Annotated in this window: 26 protein-coding genes and 1 tRNA gene; 13 read left to right on the forward strand and 14 right to left on the reverse strand. The window is 67.2% G+C overall.

Going from position 1 to position 26,368, the window contains the following annotated elements; genetic code table 11:
- Positions 1-22 precede the first annotated feature (22 nt).
- The 5 genes from AC0IZS_RS03810 to AC0IZS_RS03830 are packed head-to-tail and all read right to left on the reverse strand — an operon-like array spanning position 23 to position 3,859.
- A complete protein-coding gene (locus AC0IZS_RS03810; RefSeq protein ID WP_471634430.1) occupies positions 23-2,308 on the reverse strand; it encodes a methyl-accepting chemotaxis protein in 2,286 nt (761 codons plus the stop codon).
- Positions 2,309-2,329: 21 nt separating this feature from the next.
- On the reverse strand, positions 2,330-2,857 hold the full coding sequence (locus AC0IZS_RS03815; RefSeq protein ID WP_322596228.1) for a chemotaxis protein CheW: 528 nt from the start codon (positions 2,855-2,857) through the stop codon (positions 2,330-2,332).
- 15 nt (positions 2,858-2,872) lie between these two features.
- Positions 2,873-3,238, reverse strand: a complete 366-nt coding sequence (locus tag AC0IZS_RS03820; RefSeq protein WP_007853160.1) for a response regulator — start codon at positions 3,236-3,238, stop codon at positions 2,873-2,875.
- The gene (locus tag AC0IZS_RS03825; RefSeq protein ID WP_034692846.1) at positions 3,238-3,636 is read right to left on the reverse strand and encodes a response regulator; all 399 of its coding nucleotides are present in this window, start codon (positions 3,634-3,636) and stop codon (positions 3,238-3,240) included. Before AC0IZS_RS03825 ends, AC0IZS_RS03820 begins: the two co-directional genes overlap by 1 nt.
- Before the next feature lie 49 nt (positions 3,637-3,685).
- Positions 3,686-3,859, reverse strand: coding sequence for a rubredoxin (locus tag AC0IZS_RS03830; protein ID WP_082604130.1), 174 nt, complete (start codon positions 3,857-3,859; stop codon positions 3,686-3,688).
- Positions 3,860-3,953: 94 nt separating this feature from the next.
- Between AC0IZS_RS03830 and thiD the strand changes: the two genes are divergently transcribed.
- Together thiD and hemL are read left to right on the forward strand one after the other, a co-directional pair.
- Positions 3,954-4,901 (forward strand): bifunctional hydroxymethylpyrimidine kinase/phosphomethylpyrimidine kinase, encoded by a 948-nt coding sequence (gene thiD / locus AC0IZS_RS03835; protein WP_471634431.1) that lies wholly within the window; start codon positions 3,954-3,956, stop codon positions 4,899-4,901.
- A complete protein-coding gene (gene hemL / locus AC0IZS_RS03840; protein ID WP_471634432.1) occupies positions 4,885-6,195 on the forward strand; it encodes a glutamate-1-semialdehyde 2,1-aminomutase in 1,311 nt (436 codons plus the stop codon). Before thiD ends, hemL begins: the two co-directional genes overlap by 17 nt.
- A 4-nt stretch (positions 6,196-6,199) precedes the next feature.
- Here hemL and AC0IZS_RS03845 read toward each other — a convergent pair whose 3' ends face one another.
- Positions 6,200-6,985 (reverse strand): IclR family transcriptional regulator domain-containing protein, encoded by a 786-nt coding sequence (locus AC0IZS_RS03845; protein ID WP_471634433.1) that lies wholly within the window; start codon positions 6,983-6,985, stop codon positions 6,200-6,202.
- A gap of 175 nt (positions 6,986-7,160) precedes the next feature.
- Between AC0IZS_RS03845 and pobA the strand changes: the two genes are divergently transcribed.
- A complete protein-coding gene (gene pobA, locus AC0IZS_RS03850) occupies positions 7,161-8,345 on the forward strand; it encodes a 4-hydroxybenzoate 3-monooxygenase (RefSeq protein ID WP_471634434.1) in 1,185 nt (394 codons plus the stop codon).
- 106 nt (positions 8,346-8,451) lie between these two features.
- On the opposite strand, the gene purH is transcribed toward pobA, so the two are convergent.
- From purH to AC0IZS_RS03870, 4 genes are all read right to left on the reverse strand, one after another.
- Positions 8,452-10,053 carry a bifunctional phosphoribosylaminoimidazolecarboxamide formyltransferase/IMP cyclohydrolase gene (purH, locus tag AC0IZS_RS03855; RefSeq protein WP_471634435.1) on the reverse strand — a complete coding sequence of 534 codons (1,602 nt, stop codon included), beginning with the start codon at positions 10,051-10,053 and terminating at the stop codon, positions 8,452-8,454.
- 94 nt (positions 10,054-10,147) lie between these two features.
- A complete protein-coding gene (locus AC0IZS_RS03860) occupies positions 10,148-10,381 on the reverse strand; it encodes a Fis family transcriptional regulator (RefSeq protein ID WP_015015597.1) in 234 nt (77 codons plus the stop codon).
- Entirely contained in the window at positions 10,378-11,433 is a 1,056-nt protein-coding gene (gene dusB, locus AC0IZS_RS03865) for a tRNA dihydrouridine synthase DusB (RefSeq protein ID WP_471634436.1), read from the reverse strand. The genes AC0IZS_RS03860 and dusB overlap by 4 nt, the downstream gene beginning before the upstream one ends.
- A gap of 153 nt (positions 11,434-11,586) precedes the next feature.
- Positions 11,587-12,117, reverse strand: a complete 531-nt coding sequence (locus AC0IZS_RS03870; protein WP_471634437.1) for a D-Ala-D-Ala dipeptidase — start codon at positions 12,115-12,117, stop codon at positions 11,587-11,589.
- Between the two features lie 153 nt (positions 12,118-12,270).
- Here AC0IZS_RS03870 and AC0IZS_RS03875 point away from each other — a divergent pair, with 153 nt between their 5' ends.
- Positions 12,271-12,741 carry a YqaA family protein gene (locus tag AC0IZS_RS03875; RefSeq protein ID WP_471634438.1) on the forward strand — a complete coding sequence of 157 codons (471 nt, stop codon included), beginning with the start codon at positions 12,271-12,273 and terminating at the stop codon, positions 12,739-12,741.
- A 20-nt stretch (positions 12,742-12,761) separates the two neighbouring features.
- Here AC0IZS_RS03875 and AC0IZS_RS03880 read toward each other — a convergent pair whose 3' ends face one another.
- The 4 genes from AC0IZS_RS03880 to AC0IZS_RS03895 form a co-directional block, all read right to left on the reverse strand.
- Complete coding sequence (locus tag AC0IZS_RS03880; protein WP_471634439.1) at positions 12,762-14,051, reverse strand: GGDEF domain-containing protein; 1,290 nt, start codon at positions 14,049-14,051, stop codon at positions 12,762-12,764.
- A 172-nt stretch (positions 14,052-14,223) separates the two neighbouring features.
- Positions 14,224-15,114: an EamA family transporter RarD gene (gene rarD / locus AC0IZS_RS03885; protein ID WP_471634440.1), complete on the reverse strand. Its 891-nt coding sequence runs from the start codon at positions 15,112-15,114 to the stop codon at positions 14,224-14,226.
- A 127-nt stretch (positions 15,115-15,241) separates the two neighbouring features.
- The gene (gene ychF / locus AC0IZS_RS03890) at positions 15,242-16,336 is read right to left on the reverse strand and encodes a redox-regulated ATPase YchF (protein WP_471634441.1); all 1,095 of its coding nucleotides are present in this window, start codon (positions 16,334-16,336) and stop codon (positions 15,242-15,244) included.
- An 84-nt stretch (positions 16,337-16,420) separates the two neighbouring features.
- Positions 16,421-17,290 carry an MOSC domain-containing protein gene (locus AC0IZS_RS03895; protein ID WP_471634442.1) on the reverse strand — a complete coding sequence of 290 codons (870 nt, stop codon included), beginning with the start codon at positions 17,288-17,290 and terminating at the stop codon, positions 16,421-16,423.
- A 91-nt stretch (positions 17,291-17,381) separates the two neighbouring features.
- On the opposite strand from AC0IZS_RS03895, the gene AC0IZS_RS03900 reads away from it, so the two are divergent.
- The 9 genes from AC0IZS_RS03900 to AC0IZS_RS03940 all read left to right on the forward strand — a co-directional run bounded on the left by AC0IZS_RS03900 (position 17,382) and on the right by AC0IZS_RS03940 (position 26,365).
- A complete protein-coding gene (locus AC0IZS_RS03900; protein WP_471634443.1) occupies positions 17,382-18,515 on the forward strand; it encodes an FAD-dependent monooxygenase in 1,134 nt (377 codons plus the stop codon).
- Between the two features lie 66 nt (positions 18,516-18,581).
- A complete protein-coding gene (locus tag AC0IZS_RS03905) occupies positions 18,582-19,313 on the forward strand; it encodes a DsbC family protein (protein WP_471634444.1) in 732 nt (243 codons plus the stop codon).
- Positions 19,314-19,427: 114 nt separating this feature from the next.
- The gene (locus AC0IZS_RS03910; protein ID WP_471634445.1) at positions 19,428-21,215 is read left to right on the forward strand and encodes a M61 family metallopeptidase; all 1,788 of its coding nucleotides are present in this window, start codon (positions 19,428-19,430) and stop codon (positions 21,213-21,215) included.
- Positions 21,216-21,307: 92 nt separating this feature from the next.
- Positions 21,308-22,087 carry an enoyl-CoA hydratase gene (locus AC0IZS_RS03915; RefSeq protein WP_057269027.1) on the forward strand — a complete coding sequence of 260 codons (780 nt, stop codon included), beginning with the start codon at positions 21,308-21,310 and terminating at the stop codon, positions 22,085-22,087.
- Between the two features lie 25 nt (positions 22,088-22,112).
- Positions 22,113-22,189, forward strand: a tRNA-Met gene (locus tag AC0IZS_RS03920).
- A gap of 165 nt (positions 22,190-22,354) precedes the next feature.
- Positions 22,355-22,807 (forward strand): hypothetical protein, encoded by a 453-nt coding sequence (locus tag AC0IZS_RS03925; protein WP_471634446.1) that lies wholly within the window; start codon positions 22,355-22,357, stop codon positions 22,805-22,807.
- Between the two features lie 100 nt (positions 22,808-22,907).
- Positions 22,908-24,248 (forward strand): tRNA (N6-isopentenyl adenosine(37)-C2)-methylthiotransferase MiaB, encoded by a 1,341-nt coding sequence (gene miaB / locus AC0IZS_RS03930; protein WP_471634447.1) that lies wholly within the window; start codon positions 22,908-22,910, stop codon positions 24,246-24,248.
- A 22-nt stretch (positions 24,249-24,270) separates the two neighbouring features.
- On the forward strand, positions 24,271-25,731 hold the full coding sequence (locus tag AC0IZS_RS03935; RefSeq protein ID WP_471634448.1) for a sensor histidine kinase: 1,461 nt from the start codon (positions 24,271-24,273) through the stop codon (positions 25,729-25,731).
- Positions 25,721-26,365, forward strand: coding sequence for a hypothetical protein (locus AC0IZS_RS03940; RefSeq protein WP_471634449.1), 645 nt, complete (start codon positions 25,721-25,723; stop codon positions 26,363-26,365). The genes AC0IZS_RS03935 and AC0IZS_RS03940 overlap by 11 nt, the downstream gene beginning before the upstream one ends.
- Positions 26,366-26,368 lie beyond the last annotated feature (3 nt).

Consider the following 26,368-nt stretch of genomic DNA (forward strand, 5'->3'; position numbering starts at 1 on the left):
TGGTTGATGACTACGGATCGCCTTAAGCGATCTTGAAACGGGCGACAGACTGGCGCAATTCTTCGGCCATGTGCGACAGTTCGCGCACCTGCTGGGCCGTGGTGCGGGTACCTTCTCCGGTCTGCTCCGTCACGGCAAAAATGTGCTGGATGTTGTCGGCCACTTCGTTGGCCAGAACGGCTTCGCGAGAGGTCGAGGACGAGATCTGTTCGATCAGGTCGGCCAGACGGCGCGACACGCGGTCGATTTCGGTCAGTGCGGTACCGGCGCTGTCGGACAGCCGGGCCCCTTCCACCACACCCTGCGTGGAGCGCTCCATAGCGGCCACGGCATCCTGGGTGTCGGTCTGAATGGCTTTCACGAGCGCCGAGATCTGGCGCGTGGCGTCTGCGGAGCGTTCAGCAAGGCGCTGCACTTCTTCGGCCACCACCGAGAAGCCGCGGCCGGCTTCACCGGCGGATGCGGCCTGGATGGCGGCGTTCAGTGCCAGCACGTTCGTCTGCTCGGTAATGTCCGAAATCAGCTCGGTGATTTCACCGATCTCCTGCGATGATTCGCCCAGGCGCTTGATGCGCTTGGAGGTGTCCTGGATCTGGTCGCGGATGGAGTTCATACCGCCGATGGCGTTCTGCACGGCCTGCAGACCGGAGTCGGCTGCTTGCAGCGATTGGCGGGCCACCGTGGCGGACTCTTGCGCCTGTGTGGACACTTCGTTGATTCGGCTCGCCATGTCGAGAACCGAGCGGCCGGTTTCGCGAATTTCGCGCAGCTGTTCGGTCGAGGCGGCCAGCAGTTCGGTCGAGGTGGAATCCACCTGGGCGGTCGTCTGTGCCACGCGGGTCGCCGTGTTCTGCACGCTGCCCACCAGCTGGCGCAGTTCTTCCACCGTGTAGTTCACCGAGTCGGCGATGGCGCCGGTGATGTCTTCCGTCACCGTGGCTTCCTGGGTCAGGTCGCCTTCAGCGACCGACTGCAGTTCGTTCATCAGACGCAAAATGGCGGCCTGGTTGGCGTCGTTGACGCGCTTGGCTTCCTGCTCCTGGCGCTTGGCGTCCTTTTGCTGCGATTCGGCAGCCGTCTGGCGGCCACGGCTGTCCAGCAGCTGGACGCGCGAAATGCCGATACCGCACAGCAGCACGAACAGGCCGGCGAGCGCCAGGGCACCGATCTGCCCAGCACCCAGGCCGGTCTGGGCCGACAGCTTGCTCTGCAGGTTTTCCAGCTGGCGGCGCAGCGGTTCGCTGTCGGCAATGATGGCGGACTGTGCTTCACGGGCGGACACGAGGCCCTGCAGGTTGCCCAGAATGGCGCTGGCCTGCGTGCGGGTCTGCTCGTACAGCTTCACGAGGGCATCGAGCTGCTCGCGGGTCTGTGCGTCCTTGGTGGCGCCAAGGCGCAGTTCGGGGCTGCCGTCGAGCAGGCCCTGGGCGATTTCCTTGAACGAGTTCAAGTCCTTGCCCAGCAGGAACACGGCCTCGGGGCTCACGCCTTCCATGGTCTGGAATTCGTTGGCGGACTTGCCGATGCGCTGGGTCAGCATCACGAGCTGGCCGGCGGCCGAGATTTCGGCGGCGGGGGCGTTCTGCTGCAGCTTGAGCGAGGACACCGTTTCGGCGATTTCCAGCAGGTCGGAGGACTGGCGGTTGATGGTGCGCAGAGCGTCGCCCACCTGGGTCAGGATCTTTTGCTGGCCCATCACCACGCCGGCATTGCGTTCGGCGCGCTCCATCAGCGGCGTCACGGCGTCCAGGTCGGGCTTGTAGGGTTCGCCCAGCGATTGCACATTGAGTTCGCTGTCGCCAGCGGTCAGGGCGCGCACGTTGCGCGCCAACACGCCCGAGCTTTCCACCACGTCGGGGAAGGCCTGGGGGCTACCCACCAGGGCCTGCGACACCGACTTGGCCAGTCGCTGCGACTGCATCAAGGACTGGCCGGTAGCCGCCAGCTGCTGTGCGGAACGGTCTGCCTGCTGCAGCACCCAGAAAGCAATCGCACCCAGCACCACCACGCCAATGGCCAGCAAGGCCAGCAGGCGGCGCTGGTGGCCGGCCGCCGTGGAGGTGCCCAGCACCGGCAGGGAGATCAGGTCGTCGTCGCTATCGGGCTCGGTGAGCTCCGGGGCGTAGCCGCCGGGATCACCCTGCACGCTGTTCATCGCGTCGCTCTGGTACTCGCGCAGCGCTGCTGCCTCGAGCGAACCGGTCCCCAGCACGTCCTGACCGTCATCGGCCGCGCCGTTGCCGGCTGCGGCGTCCGGCGTGCCGGGTTTCCGGTTGAACAGTTTTCCAAATTGATTGACGACGGACATGGTGCAGCCTTACAGAAAAACTCAAGCACTGATGCTCAGGAAAGCGGGATGTTGGGACAGGATCTGCAGATTGAGCTCCTGCCAGCGCGCGCCACCTGCATCGATGTAGGTGGTGCCGAAGAATGCGGGAGACTCCGGCGCAGGAGGCTCGGACGACACGAAGGACTCCGTGCCGCGCAGACCGGCCAGGCGGTCCACCAGCAGCGCAGCGTTCACCTCAAGCACGGCATTGAAGGCCAGCAGGCTGGACTCGGACAGTGCCTGCTCGGTGCGCGTGACCGTGGTGCCGAGCATGCCGGCGAGGTCGGCCACGCCGACCAGCCCGCCGCGCAGGTTGGCGACACCGAGGAACCAGCTTTGCGTATACGGCACGGGCTGGACGGTGACCCAAGGAAAAATCTCGCCCGACTGGGCGAGAGGCAGAAGGTAGTTCTGTCCTGCTGTCTCGACAGCCAGCCAGGACGATACGGACAAGCCTTCCGTCCTGGCGGCCTGAAGACGGCTGGCCAGTCGGACTTGTAGCTCGCGGAGGGCTTCGCGGTTGGCCATGAACGCGCCGCTGCCTCAGTTCAGCGCGTCAATCTTGGCCTGCAGCTCGGCGGGATCCACCGGCTTGGTGATGTAGCCGCGCGCACCCTGGCGCATGCCCCAGACCCGGTCGGTCTCCTGATTCTTGCTGGTACACATGATGATCGGCACGTCGGCGTACAGCGGATCACGGGTGATGGCACGCGTGAGCTGAAAGCCGTTCTGGCCAGGCATCACCACGTCCATGAGGATCAGGTCGGGCTTGTCTTCGGCCAAGCGGCGGAAGGCTTCTTCGGCATTTTCGGCCGTGCGCACCTGCATGCCTTTTTTCTGCAGCAGGTCCGTCAGAAACATCAACTCGGTCTTCGAATCGTCGACGACCAGAACTTTCTGGATGGGCATTACATCGCTCCTTGTTGGGCATTGCCAAATTGCTGCACAGCCTGCAGCAATTGGTCTTTGGTAAACGGTTTGGTGAGATATTCCTGGCAGCCGACCATGCGCCCGCGCGCCTTGTCGAATACGCCGTCCTTCGAGGACAGCATCACCACTGGGGTATCTGCGAAGCGGGCATTGCGCTTGATGATCGCGCAGGTCTGGTACCCGTCGAGCTTGGGCATGAGAATGTCACAGAAAATCAGCTGCGGCTGGTAATCGTTCACTTTCGCCAAAGCATCAAAGCCGTCGTCTGCCAACAAGACTTCGTGCCCCCCCTGCTTGAGAAAAATCTCGGCGCTTCGGCGGATGGTATTGCTGTCATCCACCACGAGCACTTTGAAAGATGCGCCTGTTGTAGTCAATTGCTAATGCTCCCGATGGAAAAACAAACAGCGCGGCCCGAGCCGCGCATCAAATCTGAACCATCTCGAAATCTTCCTTGCGGGCGCCACACTCAGGACAGGTCCAATTCATGGGCACCTGGTCCCATGGAGTGTTGGGGGCAATGCCGTGCTCGGGCGCACCCTCTGCCTCGTCATAAATCCACCCGCAGATCAAACACATCCAAGTTTTAGAGTCGATCACAGCTTAAAGGGCCTTCACATAGAATGCAACGATTGTATCTAGTCATCTCCCCGGGCTGCGGCTTCCTTGCCACCCCCTATGCTGCCACTGGCCCATGACATCTTCCGCACTTCCCCCTCCCGACACCGAACACGCCGATGACGAATCCGGCGACGAAGCGAGCCCGGCCTGCGTGCTCGTTTTCAACGCCAGCGATCCCAGCGGTGCGGGTGGCCTGACGGCCGACATCACCACCATCGCATCCGTCGGTGGCCACCCCATCGCGGTGGTCACAGGCGCCTACGCGCGTGATACGGCGCAGATATTCGACCATTTCAGCTTCGACGACGAGGCCGTCTCCGAGCAGGCCCGGGCGGTACTCGAAGACATGCCCGTGCAGGCCATCAAGGTGGGTTTCGTGGGCAGCCCGGAGAACATCAGCGCCATCGCCGAAATAACCACAGACTATGATGAAGTCCCGGTGATAGCGTACATGCCCAACCTGTCCTGGTGGACGGAAGAGCAGATCGACGAGTACCTGGACGCCTTCCGCGAGCTGTTGTTGCCGCAGACCTCAGTGTTGGTAGGAAACCACAGTACGCTGTGGCGCTGGCTGTTGCCGGACTGGAAGAGCGACCGCAGCCCCACCGCGCGCGACATTGCCCGGGCCGCTTCGGAGATGGGCGTGCCCTACACCCTGGTCACCGGCATCCCCCTGCCCGAGCAATTCGTCGAGAACGTGCTGGCCTCGCCGCAGACGGTGCTGGGCAGCGGCAAGTTCGAGCTGTTCGACGCCACGTTCTCGGGCGCGGGCGACACCCTGTCGGCCGCACTCACGGCCCTGGTGGCCAGCGGCAACGACCTGGGCGAGGCCACCAGCGAGGCGCTGGGCTACCTGGACCGCTGCCTGGACGCCGGTTTTCGCCCCGGAATGGGGCACATCGTGCCCGACCGCATGTTCTGGGCCCAGCCCGATGACGAGGACGGGGACGATGACGCACCGATTGACGACACAGCAGCCATCGAAGGCTTCGTGATGCCCCCCCATGACACCAAGCACTGACCTCAACATCCCCCTTTTCGAACGCGCCAAGGCGCTCATCCCCGGCGGCGTGAACTCGCCCGTGCGGGCCTTCAAGGCCGTGGGCGGCACGCCGCGCTTCGTCAAGCGCGCCCAGGGCGCCTATTTCTGGGACGCCAACGACCAGCGCTTCATCGACTACATCGGCTCCTGGGGCCCGATGATCCTGGGCCACGGCCACCCGGCCGTGCTTGAGGCGGTGCAGAAGGCGGCGCTCGAAGGCTTCAGCTTTGGCGCGCCGACCGAGCGCGAGGTGGAGCTGGCCGAGGAGATCATCGGTCTGGTGCCCTCGATGGAGATGATCCGCCTGGTCAGTTCGGGCACCGAGGCCGGCATGAGCGCCATCCGCCTGGCGCGCGGCGCCACGGGCCGCAGCAAGATCATCAAGTTCAACGGCTGCTACCACGGCCATGCCGACGCGCTGCTGGTCAAGGCCGGCTCGGGCCTGGCCACTTTCGGCAACGCCACCAGCGCGGGCGTGCCGCCCGAGGTGGTGCAGCACACCCTGGTGCTGGAATACAACGATGTCGCCCAGCTCGAAGAAGCCTTCGCCCTGCACGGCAAGGAACTGGCCTGCCTGATGATCGAGCCGATTGCCGGCAACATGAACTTCGTGCGCGCCAGCGTGCCCTTCATGCAGCGCTGCCGCGAGCTGTGTACCGAATACGGCGCGCTGTTGGTGCTGGACGAGGTGATGACCGGTTTCCGCGTCGGCCTCACGAGTGCCCAGGGCGTGTACGCAAAGGACATCCCCGGCTTCAAGCCCGACATCACGGTGCTGGGCAAGGTGATCGGTGGCGGCATGCCGCTGGCCGCCTTCGGCGGGCCGCGCGCCATCATGGAGCACCTGGCCCCCATCGGCGCGGTGTACCAGGCGGGCACCCTGTCGGGTAACCCGGTGGCCACGGCCTGCGGCCTGGCCACGTTGCGCGAGATCACCAAGCCCGGCTTCTTCGACGCCCTGTCGGCGCGCACCCAGTCGCTGGTGGATGGCCTCAAGGCTGCTGCCGCTGCCGAGGGCGTGCCCTTTTGCGCCGACAGCGAAGGTGGCATGTTCGGCTTCTTCCTCCTGCCCACGCTGCCCCAGAGCTACCCCGAGGTGCTGACCACCGACAGCGCGCGCTTCAACCAGCTGTTCCATGGGCTGCTGGACCGCGGTATCTATATAGCACCGGCGCTGTACGAGGCCGGCTTTGTGAGCGCGGCCCACAGCGCGGACGACATCGCCGCCACGGTGGCGGCTGCGCGCGAAGTGTTCAAGCTTCTCGCGAAGTAGGCACTCAAAGCAGGCCGCGCAGTTCGCGCGCGGCTTCCTGCAGCAAGGGCAACATCTCCCTCTGCAGGCTGCCCTCGTCCAGTTGCCTGGGCGAGGCCACCACATTGAGCGCCGCCACGGTCTGCCCCTGCAGGTTGCGCAGCGGCACGGCCAGGGCATGCACGCCCAGCTCATGCTCTTCCACCGCCAGGCAATAGTCGTCGCGCCGCGCACGCGCGATGGCCTGGCGCAGCGGGCCCACCTGGGTGAGGGTATGCGGCGTGAGCCGCTGCAGCGTGGCGCCCTTGAGCCAGGCGGTAAGTGCCACCGCCGGCAGCGCCGCCAGCAGCACCCGCCCCGTGGACGTGGGGTGCGCCGGCAGCCGGGCCCCCAGGTGCAGGCCATAGGCCAGCACGCGCGAGGGTGCGCCATACACGCCGCTGCGCGCCACGATCACCACCTCGCTGCCGTCGAGCACCACGGCCGAGAAGGACTGCTGCGTCTGCGCGGCCAGCCGGTTGAGCGTGGGCTGCAGCACGCGCGGCAGCCGGGCCGATGCCAGGTAGCTGCCCGAGAAGCGCAGCACCTTGGGCGCCAGCCAAAAATAGCTGCCATCGCTCTCCAGATAACCCAGGTGCGCCAGCGTGAGCAGGTGCCGGCGCGCCGCCGCCCGCGTGAGCCCTGTGCGCTGCGCCGCCAGCGAGGCATTGAGGCGCTGGCGCTCGGTGTCGAAGCTCTCCAGCACGGCCATGCCCTTGGCCATGCCCTCGATGAGGTCGGCCTTGGCGATGGGGGTGGCGCTGGAGGTCATGGTCGGTAAAGCGATCAGCACGGCAAGGATTGCGCGATGATCGCACAAAGCGTCCATACATCGCACGCAACCGGCCGGGCGGCACCCCGCGTTGACCTGCATCAACCTACGCTTGGGCCATGCCTTCGAGCCGGTGCTCGGGGCCTTCACTTCCCCAGCTTTGCGAGGTTCACCCATGCGTACCCAGGTTGCCATCATCGGCGCCGGCCCGGCCGGCCTGCTGCTCGGCCAGTTGCTGCACACATCCGGCATCGACGCCGTCATCATCGAGCAGCGCAGCGCCGACTACGTGCTCGGCCGCATCCGCGCCGGCGTGCTCGAACAGGTCACCATGGACCTGCTGGAAAAGGCCGGCGTGAGCGCCCGCGCCCATGCCCAGGGCCTGCCGCACGACGGCATCGAGCTCTTGTTCAAGGGCCAGCGCCACCGCATCGACCTGCATGCACTGACCGGCGGCAGCCGCGTCACGGTGTACGGCCAGACCGAGGTCACGCACGACCTGATGGATGCACGCGCCGCCGCGGGCCTGGTCACCGTGTACGAAGCCGGCAACGTCCGCGTACACGACTTCGACGGCGGCAAGCCGCGCGTGACCTACGAGAAGGACGGCCAGACGCACGAGATCAGCTGCGACTTCATTGCTGGCTGCGACGGCTACCACGGCGTGTGCCGCGCCAGCGTGCCGGCCGATGCGCTCAAGACCTACGAGCGCGTCTACCCCTTCGGCTGGCTGGGGGTGCTGGCCGACGTGCCGCCCGTCTCGCACGAGCTGATCTACGCCAACACCGAGCGTGGCTTTGCGCTGTGCAGCATGCGCAGCACCACGCGCAGCCGCTACTACCTGCAGGTGCCCGATACCGACAAGGTGGAGAACTGGAGCATCGACCAGTTCTGGGCCGAGCTGGGCAACCGCCTCGACCCCGAGGCGCGGGCCAACCTGGTGACCGGCCCGGCGCTGGAGATGAGCATTGCGCCGCTGCGCAGCTTCGTGGCCGAACCCATGCGCTTCGGCCGCCTGTTCCTGGCGGGCGACGCGGCCCACATCGTGCCGCCCACCGGCGCCAAGGGCCTGAACCTGGCGGCCAGCGACGTGGGCTACCTGTGGAATGCCTTCGCCGACCACTACGGCGAGAAGTCGGATGCCGGCATCGACACCTATTCGGACCGCTGCCTGCGCCGCGTCTGGCGCGCCGAGCGCTTCTCGTGGTGGTTCACCTCACTGATGCACCGCTTTCCGGACACCGGCGAGTTCGGCCAGAAGATGCAGGAGGCCGAGCTCGACTACCTGATCCACTCGCGCGCCGCATCCACCGCGCTGGCAGAGAACTACGTGGGGCTGCCGATGGACTTCGGCACCTGAAAAGAGCTGCCCACGAAGAAAGGCCAGGGCCTGGAGTTTCCTCCAGGCCCTGGCCTTTTGCATTGCGGTGCATCCATGCCGGGAGGCCTGCGGCCTCCCGCGCTCCTCAATGGCGGAAGTGGCGCACGCCGCTGAACACCATGGACACGCCGCGTTCGTTCGCGGCATCGATGACTTCGTTGTCGCGCATGGAGCCGCCGGGCTGGATCACGCAGGTGGCACCGGCATCGACCACGACATCCAGGCCGTCGCGGAAGGGGAAGAAGGCGTCGCTGGCCACCACGGTGCCCTGCAGGCTCAGGTTGGCATGACCGGCCTTGATGCTGGCGATGCGGGCCGAGTCCAGGCGGCTCATCTGGCCGGCGCCCACGCCCATGGTCATGCCGCCCTTGCAGAAGACGATGGCATTGCTCTTGACATACTTGGCCACCTTCCAGGCGAACAGAAGGTCTTCCATCTCTTCGAGCGTGGGCTGCTTCTTGGTCACCACCTTGAGGTCGATCAGCGACAGCTCCTGGTTGTCGGCGGTCTGCAGCAGCAGGCCCGAGCCGATGCGCTTGGCATCCATGGCGTTGCGGCCGCGCTGCCAGTCGGTCGTACCGCCGTGGGCCGGCAGCGCGATCTTGAGCAGGCGCACATTGGCCTTGGCCTTGAAGACTTCGAGCGCCTCGGCCGTGAAGTCCGGGGCCATGAGCACCTCGACGAACTGCTTGGAGATCTGCTGCGCGGCCTTGCCGTCCACCGGGCGGTTGAAGGCGATGATGCCGCCGAAGGCGCTGGTGGGGTCGGTCTGGAAGGCCTTGCCATAGCTGTCCAGCGCGTCCAGGCCCACGGCCACGCCGCAGGGGTTGGCGTGCTTGACGATGACGCAGGCCGGGGCCTCGAAGCTCTTGACGCATTCCCACGCGGCATCGGCATCGGCGATGTTGTTGTACGACAGCTCCTTGCCCTGCAGTTGCACCCCGGTGACCAGCGAGCCAGGTGCGGGGTACAGGTCACGGTACAGCGCGGCCTGCTGGTGGGCGTTCTCGCCGTAGCGCAGGTCCTGTACCTTGGTGAAGATGCCGTTGCTCTGGCCCGCGAACTGGGCGCGCGCAGGCACGTAGGTTTCGGACAGCTTGTCTTCCTCGAAGCTGACGGACGAGAGGTAGTCGCTGATGGCGCCGTCGTACTGGGCGATGCGGTTGAACGCGGCCACCGACAGCGCAAAGCGCAGCTTGTCCGAGAGCTTGCCCGCGGCTTGGAGCTCGGCCAGCACGGCCGGGTACTGCGAGGCGTCGGTCAGCACGCCCACGTCCTTCCAGTTCTTGGCGGCGCTGCGCACCATGGCGGGGCCGCCGATGTCGATGTTCTCGATGGCATCGGCCAGCGTGCAGCCAGCCTTGGCCACAGTGGACTCGAAGGGGTAGAGGTTGACCACCAGCAGGTCGATGGTGTCGATGCCATGCGCCTTGAGCGCGGCCATGTGCTCGGGCAGCTCGCGGCGCGCCAGCAGGCCGCCATGCACCTTGGGGTGCAGGGTCTTCACGCGGCCGTCCAGCATCTCGGGGAACTGCGTGACCTCGGCCACTTCGGTCACGGGCAGGCCCTTGTCGGCCAGGAGCTTGGCCGTGCCCCCGGTGGACAGCAGCTTGATGCCCAGGGCATGCAGCGCCTGGGCGAATTCAACGATGCCGGTTTTGTCGGAGACGGAAAGAAGTGCGTTCATGGCAGGTCGGTAAGGGAGTTTGGAATCGGGTGGGGTGCAGTTGCCGGCAACTGCACTGGTGGCAAAGGGCGCCGGCAAGCACCGGTACAGCGGGTCAGAGCAGCTTGTGTTCCACCAGCTTCTTGCGCAGGGTGTTGCGGTTCAGGCCCAGCCATTCCGCGGCGCGCGACTGGTTGTTGTCGGCCTGTTGCATCACGACCTCCAGCAGCGGGCGTTCGACCACGCGCACCAGCATGTCGTACATGCCATCGGGCGTCTCGCCGCCCAGGTCGCGAAAGTAGCCCTGCAGACTCTCGCGCACGCATTCTTCAATATGTTTCTTGCTCATGCAGCCAATCCCTCTTGTTCTTCGCTGGGGTCTGCGTCGGCGGCCAATGTGCTGGCGGCGGGAAAGCGGTCCATCTGCTGCGCCAGGGCATCCAGGTAGTCCGCCACCGCCTGCCACTGGGCCGCGCAGTCCTCTATGGTGTTGATGTGTTGTCGAAAAGCTTCGCCGCCCGGCATGCTGCGCAGGTACCACGCAATGTGCTTGCGCGCACTGCGCACCCCGGTCAGCTCGCCATACAGGCGGTAGTGGTCGTGCAGATGTTCGAGCAGCAGGCGCCGCACCTCGGCCACCAGCGGTGGTGCCAGGTGTTCGCCCGTGGCCAGGAAATGCCCGATCTCGCGGAAGATCCACGGCCGCCCCTGGGCCGCCCGGCCGACCATGATCGCATCGGCGCCGGTGGCCGCCAGCACCTCGCGCGCCTTCTCAGGCGAGGTGATGTCGCCATTGGCCACCACCGGTACGCGCACCGCTGCCTTCACCGCGGCGATGGTGTCGTATTCGGCGTGGCCCTTATAGCCCTGCTCGCGCGTGCGCCCATGCACCGTGAGCATCTGGATGCCCACGGCCTCGAACTGGCGCGCCAGCGCCACGGCATTCTTGTGCTCCTGGCACCAGCCGGTGCGCATCTTGAGCGTGACGGGCACCTTGTGCGGCGCACAGGCCTCGACCACCGCCTGCGCGATGGACACGGCCAGCGCCTCGTCCTGCATCAGGGCGGAACCCGCCCACTTGTTGCACACCTTCTTGGCCGGGCAGCCCATGTTGATGTCGATGATCTGCGCGCCACGTTCCACGTTGTAGACCGCGGCCTCGGCCATCATCTGCGCCTCGGTGCCGGCGATCTGCACCGCGATCGGCCCGGGCTCCCCTTCGTGGTTGGCACGGCGCGAGGTCTTGAGGCTGTTCCACAGGTCCTTGCGCGACGTGACCATTTCGCTCACGGCGTAGCCCGCCCCCAGCGCCTTGCACAACTGGCGGAAGGGCCGGTCCGTGACGCCCGCCATGGGGGCGACGAACAGCTGGTTCGCCAAAGGAATGTGGCCGATGTGCATGGAAAGATGGGGAGTGCGCGAACGTCGCGATTGCCGAAAAAGGAGGCAGGATTGTACCTGCTTAAAATTTCAGCAAATGAAATCTGCGCGACTTTTGACGCCGACTTGTGCTGCAGTGCAACACACCGCCCCTGCCCCCAGGGGACGCCCCTGTCAGCGGGCCGCGAGGTCGGTGTCGCCAGCCTGCACAGGCAGGCCGCGCTGGGCATAGTGCCACCAAGCGTCGGGCAGGTTGTCGAACTGGTGGCGCGCCATCAGCGCGCGCAGCCACTGGCGGTTGTGGTGTACGTCGGGCGAGAAGTTCTGCGTGGCCGCCGTCAGCACACCGGACGGCGTGCCCATGTCCACCTCGCCACCGTCGGCCAGAGGGCCGCGCACGAGCTTGCTGGCGCGCAGACCGTCGACCACGACCACCTGCACCACCCAGGCACCGGTGCCTGCATTGCACTGCGCCTTGAGTGCCAGGCCCTGGGCCTTGAGGCCTTCTTCCAGGGAGCGCAGGGCGGCTGGCTGGCCGGAGGCACCGCAACCACGCTCCTGCACCACGCTGGCCGCGCCGGGTGGCGCTGGCTGGGGCACCGCCGCCTGCGGGCTCTGCACACAGGCTGCCAGCAGTGCAGCCGCCGCCAGCGACAGCCAGGGACTGCGGTGGTGTGCGGTGGGGGTGCGGGGGATGGTGTGCATGGGGGCCTCCTGCTTGAGCGGTAGCGTCCATGAACGATACAAACAGCCCCCGCCAGGGGCCATGCGCCGATGGCGCGCACCGGTGTAGGACGGAACCTTCACCCGGTTCATCGTGCGTGGTGCGCCCCTAAACTCTGGTGCATGGAAATATGGATGCACCAGCTGATGCAATGGCTGGCCTTGCCGCAGTTCGGCCTGAGCACCGTCTTCGTCGTTTCGTTCATCTCGGCGACGCTGCTGCCGCTGGGCTCCGAGCCGGCGGTGTTCGGCCTCATCAAGCTGAACCCGGAGATGTACTGGCCCGCCATTCTGGTGGCGACGGTGGGCAATACCCTGGGCGGCGGGGTCAGCTGGTGGATGGGTCTCGGGGCCCACAAGGCGGTGGACAAGGCCCGCGGCCATGCCACCAACGTGCGCGCGCTGGCCTGGCTGGAACGCTTCGGCGCCCGCGCCTGTCTGCTCAGTTGGCTGCCCGTGGTGGGCGACCCGCTGTGCGCCGTGGCCGGCTGGCTCAAGCTGCCGTTCTGGCCCTGCCTGGCCTACATGGCCGTGGGCAAGTTCATGCGCTACCTGGTGATGACCACGGTGCTGCTGCACTTCATGCCGGGGCAGATCGGCACCTGATCGAGCGAACGACCGAGCGATCAGGGCGCGGGGGTGCCCAGGAAATCCTTCTCGGTGCCCAGGGGCGTGATGGACGAGTCGCCCTTGGAGACGGGCTCCTCCACCACCACCTGGTTGCGCCCGCCTTCCTTGGCCATGTACATGGCGGTGTCGGCGCGCGAGAAGAACTCGAGCACCGACTCGCCCAGGATGTACTGCGTGACGCCGATGGACACCGACACGCGGCTCTTGAGCGCGCCGGTCCAGGCGTGCGACTCGACGTGGGCGCGGATGCGCTCGCAGGTGTTGAGCGCGGGCAGCAGCGAGGTGCCCGGGAAGATCAGCAGAAATTCCTCGCCACCGTAGCGCCCGAAGATATCGCCGGCACGCACGTTGTCCTGCGCCACGCGCGAGAAGGTGCGCAGCACCTCGTCGCCGCCCAGGTGGCCGAGCTCGTCGTTGATGCGCTTGAAATGGTCCAGGTCGATCACCGCCAGGCACAGCGGGATGCCGCTCTCATCGGCGAGCTGCTTTTGCTCTTCGAGCGCGGCCACCGTGTAGCGCCGGTTGAAGCAGCCCACCAGCGTGTCGCGCTGGGCGTCTTCCTGGATGTTGCGGATCTTGCGGCTGGCGCGGTGCAGCACGCGGTGAAGCTTCTGCACCTTGCCGATCAGCAGGATGAAGGCCGGCAGCGCCAGCGCCAGCGCCAGCCAGTGCGCCAGCTCCAGCCGCAGCAGCGCCGGGTTGCCCTGCTCTGCATAGTGCATGGCAATCACCAGGGCGTAGCCCCCCATCAGCATGCCGGCCAGGGCCATGAGCGCCCGGCCCGACACCCGGTACATGGCATAGGCCACGACGATGAAGGCGAAGGGCGCCATCAGGATCTGCAGGATGGGGTCGAGGTAGCAGATCAGCAGCAGGCCCGCGCAGGCCACCATGGAAATGGGCAGCTTGAGCTGCTTTTCCCTGGCACGGTGGTGCAGCCCCAGCGCAAACGCCAGGGCAAAGCCCGGCACGCACACGGCCACCAGCGCCAGCGCGACGAACACGGTGCGTGCCTGCACCAGGTCCATGGCATGAAAGCCCAACAGGGCCAGGAAGTACAGCGCGATCAGGCCGCTGGCCACCCACCAGCGCCGTGCGGCGGCGCTGTCGCGCGGCTGGCCCGAGAGGTCCATTTCGCGGCGCGAGTGGTGGCGCTGTGCGGCGGCCGTCTCGTCGCTGGAGTCATCGAACTCCAGGATGGCATCTGTCAGCGGAAAGGCGTCCGTGTTGGCAAACAGCGGCTTCTTGCGCCCGAAGAGCGTCGTGAAAGGGGAGGTGGCGCCCATGGTGGTCTGTACACTTGGTTGGAAACGTTCGTTTTTTCAGTCAATGGACAGCCAGCAGGGCTTGCCGCACACCTATGGCGCGCGCCCCCCAGTCGAGGGTCCCGATCACGGGACCCGGTATTTTAGGTACAGCCTATCGCCATCACCCCCGTGTTTTCCAGTAGCGACCGCATCAGCGGCCTGCCGCCACGGCGGCGCCGACGCGCAGTTGCCACCAGCCCTCCAGGCTGTAGACGAGCAATGCCGCCCAGATAAGCACGAAACCTGCCAGCCGGGACGCTTGCAGGGGCTCATGGAACAGCCAGACCCCCAACGCGAACTGCAGGCTCGGCGAGATGTACTGCAGGATGCCCAGCGTGGCCAGGGGCAGCCGGCGGGCACCGGCGGCAAACAGCAGCAGCGGGATGGCCGTGAGCGGCCCCGCCAGCGCCAGCCAGCCGATGGCGGCGGCATCGCCCTGCACCAGCACGCCCTGGCCCTGCCAGCCCCACCAGGCCATGGCGCCAAAAGCCAGCGGCGCGAGCATCAGCGTCTCCAGCGTCAGGCCTTCGAGCGCGCCCAGCGGGGCCAGCTTGCGCAGCAGGCCGTAGACACCAAAAGTGAGTGCCAACACCAGCGCAATCCACGGCAGGCGGCCGGTCTGCACGGTGAGCCACAGCACGCCAGCGGCCGCCACGGCCACCGCCGCCCACTGCCCGCGCCGCGGCCGCTCGTGCAGGAAGAAAAAACCCATGGCCACGTTGACCAGCGGCAGGATGAAGTAGCCCAGGCTGGCATCCACCACATGCTGGTTCTGCACCGCCCACACATAGGTCAGCCAGTTGGACGAGAGCAGCAGCGCCGACAGCCCGAAGGCCAGCACCACCCGCGGCTGGCGCAGCAGCGCCGGCAGCCAGGCCCACTGCCGGCGCAGGCCCAGCACCACCAGCAGGAACATGAGCGCCCAGGCGGTGCGGTGCACCACCACTTCGAGCGCCGGCACGTCAGCCACCTGGCGGAAGTACAGGGGCAACAGGCCCCAGGCGACATAGGCCAGGCTGGCGTAGAGGATTCCGGTGTTCATGGGTCCATCAAGGCATCGGCACACGGCGCATCGCCGGATGCATATGAAAAAAATCCCTGCAAGGCACGGGGCACTGCAGGGATGCGGGGCAGGAGCCAGGAGCGCCTGCCAGGGAATCTGCCAGGGGTCAGACGTTGAACAGGAAGTTCAGCACGTCGCCGTCCTTGACGACATATTCCTTGCCTTCTGCGCGCATCTTGCCCGCATCCTTGGCGCCCTGCTCGCCCTTGAGGGCGATGTAGTCGTCGAAGGCGATGGTCTGCGCGCGGATGAAGCCGCGCTCGAAGTCGCCGTGGATCACGCCGGCCGCCTGGGGCGCCGTGTCGCCGATGTGGATGGTCCAGGCGCGCACTTCCTTCACACCGGCCGTGAAGTAGGTCTGCAGGCCCAGCAGCTTGAAGGCGCCGCGGATCAGGCGGGCCAGACCCGGCTCGGTCTGGCCCATCTCGGCCAGGAACATGTCGCGGTCCTCGTCGCCCATCTCGGCCATCTCGGCTTCCATCTTGGCGCAGATGGCCACCACGGGCGCGTTCTGGCTGGCAGCGTATTCCTTGAGGCGGTCCAGGAAAGGGTTGTTCTCGAAGCCGTCCTCGCTCACGTTGCCCACGAACATCGCGGGCTTGGCCGTGATCAGGCACAGCGACTTGAGCAGCGGCTGCTCTTCCTTGGTGATCTCGACCGAGCGGGCGGGTTTGCCTTCGTTGAGCGCGGCCTGGATGCGCGTGAGCAGCGTCACCAGCTTGGCGGCGTCCTTGTCGTTGCCCGACTTGGCGGCCTTGCTGTAGCGGTTGAGCGCCTTGTCCACGGTGCCCATGTCGGCCAGGCACAGCTCGGTCTGGATGACCTCGATGTCCGAGATCGGGTCCACGCGGCCGGCCACGTGGATGACGTTGTCGTCCTCAAAGCAGCGCACCACGTTGACGATGGCATCGGTCTCGCGGATGTGCGCCAGGAACTGGTTACCCAGGCCTTCGCCCTGGCTGGCACCCGCCACCAGGCCGGCGATGTCCACGAACTCGACGATGGCCGGCACGATGCGCTCGGGCGTGATGATGCTGGCCAGCTGGGCCAGGCGCGGATCGGGCACCTCGACCACGCCCACATTGGGTTCGATGGTGCAGAACGGGTAGTTCTCGGCGGCGATGCCGGCCTTGGTCAGCGCGTTGAAGAGGGTGGACTTGCCGACGTTGGGCAGGCCCACGATGCCGCATTGGAGGCTCATGGCAGGGCTTTCTGGAATTCGGGAGACAAACCCCGATTTTACGGGCCCGCCGCGCACCCCACTCCACGCACCCCGGACAAGCCCTCAATCGAAGCGCAGATCGGCCGCCACGCGCTGGCCCACGCGCAGCATCTGGCCCGCCCCCTGGCGCACGATGGCGTTCATGCCGAAGGTGATCGCGCCATCGAGCCGCTTGTCCTGGCGGTAGCTGCGCAGGGTGTCGCCCACGACCGGGGTGCTCTCGGCCGTGGTGGGGTCGATGTCGGGGATGGGGCAGCGCGCGCAGGGCTTGACGGGCACCAGCTGCAGCTCGCCGCCCTCGGCGTCGATGCGGATCTGGTCCACGCGGTCCTCGTCGTGCGCCTCCACGCCGGCAAGCACCACGTTGGGGCGAAAGCGCTCGATGCCCACGGGCGCGTGGCCGGCGGCGGCCAGGCGCTCGTTGAGGCTGTCCATCGAGGCCTCGCTGGCCACCAGCACCGGAAAGCCGTCGGCAAACTGGTTGGGCACCTCCACCCCGCCCGTCCAGTCCATGCTCGACAGCCGGCGCACCTCGGGGTCGAAGCGCACCAGGCGGCAGGGCGTGCCCAGGAAGTCGGTGAACCACTGGGCCGCCACGGGGCCCATGTCCCAGGCGGGCACGGTGTCGCGCCATACCGTCACGGTCATGGGCTCTTCCACCACGTCGATGCCCACGTGCAGGGCCAGCATGCCGGGGGCGCGCAGCACCATCTCCTCGCTCTTGAGCTGGGGGCGGATCAGCGCCATGCGCGGCAACTCGCGCTGGGTGATGAACTGGCCCTCGGGGTCGACCACCATCCAGGCACGGTCCAGGTCCAGGCCGGTTTCGGTGAGCAGGGCTTCGCGCACCTCGATGCCGGCGCAGGACTTGATGGGATAGACAAACAGGCGGGCAATGGTGCCCGACAGGTCGGATTCGGTGCTGAAGGTCACGCGCAGGGCTCCTGGAAAAAGACAAACGGGGAAAACGCCCGCAATTTTGCACTGCGCACGCGGCCATGCCCCGGCTTCTACAATGGCCCGCATGGCGCAAACCTTTGATATCTGTATTCGTGGCGCGGGCATCGTGGGCCGCACCCTGGCCCTGCTGCTGGCGCGCGAGCGGCTGCGCGTGGCCCTGGTGGCCGGCCCGGCCCCGGCGTCGGGCGCCAACGCCGACGTGCGTGCCTATGCCCTGAACAGCGCCTCGCGCACGCTGCTGGAGGGCCTGCGCAGCTGGCCCGACGCAACACATGCCACGCCGGTCACGAGCATGCAGGTGGCCGGCGACCAGGGCGGCGCCGTGCGTTTCGAGGCCCAGGCCCAGGGCGTGGATGCGCTGGCCTGGATCGTGGACGTGCCGGCGCTGGAGACCCGCCTGGCCGAGGCCGTGCGCTACCAGCCCCAGGTCGAGACACTCAGCGAGCCGGTGGACGCCGCGCTGACGGTGGTCTGCGAGGGCCGCGCCAGCCAGACGCGCGCCGAATTCGGCGTGGATTTCGAGGTCACGCCCTATGAACAGCACGCCATTGCCACGCGCCTGGCCTGCGAACAGCCGCACGGCCAGGTGGCCCGCCAATGGTTTTTGCCCGACGGCATCCTGGCTTTTCTGCCCCTGGGCGGGCCCGGGGGGAACTCCGTGGCCGTCGTGTGGTCTGTGCAGAAGGAGCAGGTGCCGGGTTTGCTGGCGCTGGCCCCCGAGGAATTCGCGCAGCGCCTGGAAGTGGCGAGCCAGCGCACCCTGGGCGGCCTGCAACTGACCGGGGAGCGCGCCTCCTGGCCGCTGCAGCAGGCCCGGGCCGACCGCTGGTGCGGCGCCCTGCCCCCCAAGGGCAAGCAACTGCGCAGTTTTGTGCTGGCCGGCGATGCGGCCCACAACGTGCATCCGCTGGCGGGCCAGGGGCTGAACCTGGGGCTGGCCGATGCCCAGGCCCTGGCCGGGTTGCTGCACGCACGCGACTACTGGCGCAGCGTGGCCGACCCCAAGCTGCTGCGCCGCTACGAAAGGGAGCGCAAGGCCGCGCTGCTGCCCATGGGGCTGGCCACCGACGGGCTGCAGCAGCTGTTCGCGCGCCAGGATGGACCCTGGCAGGCGCTGCGCAACTGGGGCATGAAGGGCTTCGAGCGCAGCGGACCGATCAAGAACTTCGTGGCCCGCCAGGCCATGGGGATCCGTTAACCTACCTATTACGCAGGGGCGGAGCAGCGTGGCCACCCCGCCCGAATCCAAGCGAACGAGAACACCATGAAACTGATTTCCACCGTGCTGGCAGGCGCTGCACTGGCCTTGCTGGGCCTGTCGTCGGCCATGGCCCAGGAAGCGGTCATCCGCAAGGCCCTGGCCGAGCGCATTCCGCAGATGAAGCAGATCGACGAGGTCAGCCCCACGCCCATGCAGGGGCTGTACGAGGTGCGCATCGGCACCGACGTGTTCTACACCGATGCCAAGGGCAACTACCTGATCCAGGGCGAGCTGATCGACACCAAGGCGCGCCGCAACCTGACCGAAGACCGCATCGCCAAGATCACGGCCGTGGACTTCTCGGCCCTGCCGATCAAGGACGCCTTCACCATCGTGCGCGGCGATGGCAAGCGCAAGGTGGCGGTGTTCGAGGACCCCAACTGCGGCTACTGCAAGCGCTTCGAGCGCGACATGCAGAAGGTGGACAATGTGACGGTGTACCTGTTCCTGTACCCCATCCTGAGCCCCGATTCGGCCGAGAAGTCGCGCAACATCTGGTGCGCCAAGGACAAGGTCGCCGCCTGGCAGGACATGATGGTGCGCGACAAGAACCCTGCGGCCGCCAGCTGCGACACCAACGCGTTACAGCGCAACCTGGCATTCGGCAAGAAGCACAAGATCACCGGCACGCCGACCCTGATCTTTGCCGACGGCATCCGCGTGCCAGGCGCCATTGGCGCGCAGGATGTGGAAAAGCGCCTGGCGGAAGCCGCCGAGACCCCCACGACGAACTGACCGACACCGGCAGGACGCGCCGGGCCCCCGCGCCCGGCAGCCCCTGATTTCGAACCGAGCGGGTCAGGCCCCTCCCCGAGGTGCCCCGGCCCCGCGCCACGCAAAGCACCGCCCATGGCCACCCAGCGCACCGAAGACACGTCCCACGCCCCCGTTCACTACCGCGTCGAGCCGGCAGACCTCAACGCCCACCTGTTCTCGGTCACCCTCACGGTCGCGGCGCCCGCCGAGCGGCAGGAACTGTCGCTGCCGGTGTGGATCCCGGGCAGCTACCTGGTGCGCGAGTTCGCGAAGAACCTGCAGCACCTGCAGGCGCGCCAGGGCCGGCGCACGGTGCCACTGACCCAGCTCGAAAAAAACCGCTGGCAGGCCGAGTGCCGCCCCGGCCAGCCCCTGGTGCTGACGTACCAGGTCTGCGCCTACGACAACTCGGTGCGCACCGCCTGGCTGGACGCGGCGCGCGGCTTCTTCAACGGCACCAGCCTGTGCCTTCGCGTGCAGGGCCAGGAAGACGGCGAGCACACGCTGGAGGTGGCCAGCACGGCCGCCACCGCGCACTGGTCCGTCGCCACCGGGCTCACGGCCCGGGCCACCGACAAGGCGGGCTTTGGCACCTATGGCGCCGCGCACTACGACGAACTGGTGGACTGCCCGGTGGAAATGGGCACCTTCTGGAGTGGCCGCTTCACTGCAGGTGGCGTTGCACACCGTTTCGTGGTCGCGGGTGCGGCCCCTTCGTTCGATGGCAAGCGCCTGCTGGCCGACACGCAGAAGATCTGCGAGACGGCCATGGCCTTCTGGCACGGCGACAAGGCCAAGGCGCCGTTCAAGAGCTACCTGTTCATGCTCAACGCCGTGGGCGACAGCTATGGCGGGCTGGAGCACATCAACTCCACCGCGCTGATCTGCGGCCGCCGCGACCTGCCACGCCAGGGCGAGGCACGCGCCAGCGATGGCTACACCACCTTGCTGGGCCTGGTCAGCCATGAGTACTTCCACACCTGGAACGTCAAGCGCCTGCGCCCGGCGGAACTCACCCGCTACGACTACGGCCGCGAGAACTACACCCAGCTGCTGTGGTTCTTTGAAGGTTTCACGAGCTACTACGACGACCTGCTGCTGCGCCGTGCGGGCCTGATCGACGATGCGGCCTACCTGCGGCTGATCACCAAGACCGTCAACCAGGTGCTGCAAACGCCTGGGCGCCATGTGCAGACGGTGGCCCAGGCCAGCTTCGATGCCTGGGTCAAGTACTACCGCCAGGACGAGAATACGCCCAACTCCACGGTGAGCTACTACACCAAGGGATCGCTGGTCGGCCTGTGCCTGGACCTGGCCCTGCGCCGCGAAGGCAAGACCACGCTGGACGAGGTGATGCGCGCGCTGTGGAAACGCACCGAGGGCGGCCCGATGACCGAAGCCGACCTGCGCGCAGTCCTCAAAGAGCTGGCGCACCGGCCGTTCGACAGCGAGATCGATGCCTGGGTACACGGCACGGGCGAGCTGCCCCTGGCCGAGCTGCTGGCCGCCCATGGCGTGCTGCTCAAGGCCGAGCGTCCTCAGCTGGCGCAGCGGCTGGGCCTGCGCGTGGCGGAAAACCACAGCGTGCAGGTCAAGACCGTGCTGCGCGGCGGCGCGGCCGAAAAGGCCGGGATCGCCGCGGGCGACGAGTGGCTGGGCGTGCTGGTGGACGGGCAGGGCTGGCGCGTGCAAAAGCTCGACGACGTGGCCTTCTATGCGGGCACCGGGCACAAGCTGGTGGCCGTGGTGGCGCGCGATGGCCGGCTGCTGCAGCTGCCACTGGCGCTACCGGCCGATGCGGCCGAGCGCAAGGGCGCGCACCCCGACACCATCAGCCTGGGCATCTCCAACAGTGCCTCCGTAGGCCGTTGGCTGGCCTGAGACCCACCGCACCGCCTGGGTCGGCCCCGCTTGGGTATAGTCGTCCGGCACAGAGCAACTGACACACCAACAACCACAGGAGATCCGATTCCATGGCCTACGAAACCATTGAAGTGCGCACCGAAGCCGAGAAGGTCGGCATCGTCACGCTCAACCGCCCCAAGCAGCTCAACGCGCTCAACGACCAGCTGATGGACGAGCTGGGCCAGGCCCTCAAGGCCTTCGACGCCGACGAGAAGATCGGCTGCGTGATCGTGACCGGCAGCGAGCGCGCGTTCGCTGCGGGCGCCGACATAGGCGCCATGGCCAAATACAGCTTTGCCGATACCTACAAGGGCGACTACATCACGCGCAACTGGGAAACCATCCGCTCCATCCGCAAACCCGTGATCGCGGCCGTGAGCGGCTTCGCCCTGGGTGGCGGCTGCGAGCTGGCGATGATGTGCGACTTCATCATCGCTGCCGACAACGCCAAGTTCGGCCAGCCCGAGATCAAGCTCGGCGTGATCCCCGGCGCCGGCGGCACGCAGCGCCTGCCGCGCGCGGTGGGCAAGTCCAAGGCCATGGACATGGCCCTCACGGGCCGCATGATGGACGCCACCGAAGCCGAGCGCGCCGGCCTGGTCAGCCGCGTCGTGCCCTACGACAAGCTGGCCGACGAAGCCCTGGGCGCCGCCCTCGTCATCGCGGGCTTCTCGCAGATCGCCGTGATGGCCGCCAAGGAATCGGTGAACCGCGCCTTCGAAGGCAGCCTGTCGGACGGCGTGATGTTCGAGCGCCGCCTGTTCCACGCCCTGTTCTCCACCCAGGACCAGAAGGAAGGCATGGACGCTTTCGTGAACAAACGCGCCGCGAACTTTACACACCAATAATTTTTGTTCTATAATTTCGGTCTGCGGTGGTATAGCTCAGTTGGTTAGAGCGCAGCATTCATAATGCTGATGTCGGTGGTTCAAGTCCACCTACCACCACCACATTCAAAAACCCGCTGCGCCCTGGCGCTGCGGGTTTTTTCTTGGGCCGGCGTTGTTTCGGCGCATGGTGTGTACGGTAAGGGCTTGTTCCAAAAGGCCTTTGCCAGCGCGCCGGCCGGTAAAATCGCCTTCCCCACCTTGCTTCACAGCCTCTGGATACACACCATGAACCGCTGCACCCCTGCCCTGACTTCCCAAGCCCGCAAAGGCCGATCCCCGCTGCGCGCCCTGGCCGCCGCCGGCCTCGCCGCGCTGCTGTGCGCCGCCACCCCGGTCAAGGCCCAGCAGGTGCCCGGCGGCATGGGCGAGATGCGCAACTTCCCCGACGCATCGCTGCGCGGCAACCTGACCGTGCTGGCCGGATCCGAGGCCAAGCTCAATGGCAACGCCATCCGCATGGCGCCGGGCATGCGCCTGTTCACCCCGCAGAACACGCTGGTGATGCTGCACACCGTGCAGGGCCAGACCTTCAAGGTCAACTACCTGATCGAGAACAGCACGGGCATGCTGCTGTCCGCCTGGATCCTGACCCAGGGCGAGGCGGCCCAGCCCCGCAAAGGTCCTGGGGACACGATCCAGTTCAACTTCCGCACCGACTCGGACCCGGTCAAGAAGTAAGCCCGGTCCCGGTGGGCCACGCGCGCGCCCACCCCCCCACCCAGAGCGGCCGCCCCACGCGTGCCGCCGCATCCCCATTCGGACACGAGAATTGACTGCCATGGCCAAAAAAGTCTTCATCAAAACCTTCGGCTGCCAGATGAACGAGTACGACTCGGACAAGATGGCCGACGTACTGCACGCCGCACAGGGCTACGAGCCCACGCAGAACGTGGACGAGGCCGACCTGATCCTGTTCAACACCTGCTCGGTGCGCGAGAAGGCGCAGGAAAAAGTGTTCAGCGACCTGGGCCGCATCAAGCACCTGAAGGCGCGCGGCGTGAAGATCGGCGTGGGCGGCTGCGTGGCCAGCCAGGAGGGCGCCGAGATCATCAAGCGCGCGCCCTACGTCGACGTGGTGTTCGGCCCCCAGACCCTGCACCGCCTGCCCGAGCTGCTGAACCAGCGCGAGCGCCTGGACCGCCCGCAGGTGGACATCAGCTTCCCCGAGATCGAGAAGTTCGACCACCTGCCCCCGGCGCGGGTCGAGGGCGCGAGCGCCTTCGTCTCCATCATGGAAGGCTGCAGCAAGTACTGCAGCTACTGCGTGGTGCCCTACACGCGCGGCGAGGAGGTCAGCCGCCCCTTCGACGACGTGCTGGTGGAAGTGGCAGGCCTGGCCGACCAGGGCGTGAAGGAGATCACGCTGCTGGGCCAGAACGTGAACGCCTACCTGGGCAAGATGGGCGGCACGGCCGAGATCGCCGACTTTGCGCTACTGCTCGAGTACGTGGCCGAGATCCCCGGGATCGAGCGCATCCGCTACACCACCAGCCACCCCAACGAGTTCACGCCGCGCCTGATCGCCGCCTACGCCAGCATCCCCAAGCTGGCCAACCACCTGCACCTGCCGGTGCAGCACGGCAGCGACCGCATCCTGATGGCCATGAAGCGCGGCTACACCGCCATGGAATACAAGAGCACGGTGCGCAAGCTGCGCGCCATCCGCCCCGACCTGGCCATGAGCAGCGACTTCATCGTCGGCTTCCCCGGCGAGACCGAAGAAGACTTCGGCAAGATGATGAAGCTGATCGACGACGTCCACTTCGACAACAGCTTCAGCTTCATCTTCAGCCCACGCCCCGGCACGCCCGCCGCCGGCCTGCACGACGACACGCCGCACGAGGTGAAGCTGCGCCGCCTGCAGCACCTGCAGTCGGTGATCAACGCCAACATCAAGTCCATCAGCGAAAGCCGCGTGGGCTCGGTGCAGCGCATCCTGGTCGAAGGCGCCTCCAAGCGCGACGCCAGCGAGCTCATGGGTCGCACCGAGTGCAACCGTGTGGTCAACTTCGTGGGCCAGCCGCGCCTGGTCGGCCAGATGGTGGACGTGACCATCACAGAGGCCAAGGCCTATACGCTGCGCGGCGAAGTCGTGGTGCAAGAAACAGCCACGGCCTGAGCTGCGGCCCATCCCACTCTCCATGGCCGAATCGAGTGCTTCACGCGTGAGTGAACCGGGCAGGAACCGCCTGCATGGCCTGTCGTTCCAGCAGTTGCTGCTGCTGGCCTTTTTGCTGATTGCCGGCCTGCTGGGCGCCAGTTCGCTGGGGGCCCTGTACTCGCTGGAGCAGCTCATGGTGCAAAGCCGCGAGGGCGCCGTGCAGGCCACGCGCCTGAGCGCCGCTGCGCAGGCCCTGGGCCAGCGCGGCCAGACCATGGAGCGGGCAGCGCGGCAGTCGCTGGTGCTGGGCGACGCGCAGTTGCGCCGGGGCTTCGACGACATGGCGCGCGACGCCCAGCAGACCCTGCAGCAGCTGCAGGACGGCGGCCTGCCGGCCAGGCACGTGGCCCAGTGGCGCGCCCACCTGGCCACGGTGCAGTCGCTGATGGCGGCCCCGGCCGCGGTGTCGCTGGAGAACGAGCGCGCCGCAGCCGAGGAATTCGCCGCGCTCGACACGCTGCACAACGCCATCGTGCAAGCAGTGCAGGAGCTCAACGCCGAGCGCAACAGCGCCCTGCAGGCCAAGGTCGACGCCAGCCGCCGTGAGGTCACGCACCAGGTGGTGGGCGTGATCGTGCTGGCGCTGGTGCTGGCGCTTTCGTTCGGCATCTGGCTGGCGCGGCCGTTCAAGCGGCTCGAAGGGGCCATCCGCCTGCTCGGCGAGAACGACCTGGAGCAGCCCATCCAGATCAGCGGCCCGGCCGACGTGCGCCGCGTGGGCCTGCAGCTTGAATGGCTGCGCCTGCGCCTCTTGGAGCTCGACTCGGACAAGGCGCGCTTTTTGCGCCACGTATCGCACGAGCTCAAGACGCCCCTGGCCTCCATGCGCGAGGGCGTGGCCCTGCTGCAGGACGGTGTGACCGGCGAGCTCAACCCCGGGCAGCAGGAGGTCGCGCAGATCCTGCACCACAACACGATCGTGCTGCAAAACGAGATCGAGGCGCTGCTGCGCTTCAACGCCGCCGCCTTCGAGGCCCGGCAACTGCACCGGCGCGACACCGACCTGATCGCGCTGCTGGAGGCCCAGGTGGAGTCCCAGCGCCTGCAGTGGCAGGCCCGCGGCCTGCGCGTGCTGGTGCAGGGCGCACCCGTGTCGCTGGCGCTCGACGGCGACAAGATCGCCTCGGCCATCGGCAACCTGCTGTCCAACGCCATCCGCTTCTCGCCCAAGCAGGGCACGGTGCGCCTTGAAGTGTCCCGGGTTCCGGGACGGGTGCGCATCGACGTCCTCGACCAGGGCCCGGGCGTGGCCCCTGCCGACCGGCCCCATGTCTTCGAACCCTTCTACCGCGGCGCCCGCCAGCCCGAGGATGCCGTGCGCGGCACCGGGGTCGGCCTGTCCATCGTCCAGGAATACATCGGCGCCCACGGCGGCCGGGTGGAACTGGTGGAAGATGGCGACCATTCCTTTTTTCGCATCGAACTGCCCCATGCTTCCTAGCTTGTCACCGACCCGTACTGCGCGGCTTCAGATCGGCACCCTGGTGCTGGCCCCCGCGGTGCTGCTGGCGGGCTGCACCAGTCCCGCGCCCCCGCGCTCGCCACCCGCCCCGGTGGCCGTGGTGGTGCCTGCACCGCTGCCCGTGGCGCCGCCCGTCGAGCCAGTGCCACTGCCCGCCTTGCCTGCCAGCGCACCCGTGCCCGAGGTGGCGCAGGTCACCCTGGCGCTGGCCTATGCGGACCGCGTGCAGCGCATGCCGCCTGCCGAACTCACGCGCGAGATTGCCCGCCTGGGCGAGGCCGAGGACACCCTGGCCGCCAGCCCCTTGAACCTGGCACTGGCGCTGGCACAGACGCGCCAACCCGTGGACACCGCCCGCGCCCTGGCCATGGTGCAGCGCCTGCTGGGCCACAACGATGCGAGCACCCAGCCCCTGCACCCCCTGGCCCGCCTGCTGGAAGGGCGCCTGCTGCAGCAGCGCCGGCTGGAAGAGCAGTTGGAACGGCAGGCCCAGCAGCTGCGCGACGCCCAGCGCCGCACCGACCAGCTCAACGAGCGCCTGGAGGCCGTGCGCGCCATCGAGCGCAGCATGACGGCCCGGCCCCCCGCACCAGCCGCCAGCGAGGCCCGCTGAACC

This window comes from Acidovorax sp. AC410 (genome assembly GCF_979253235.1).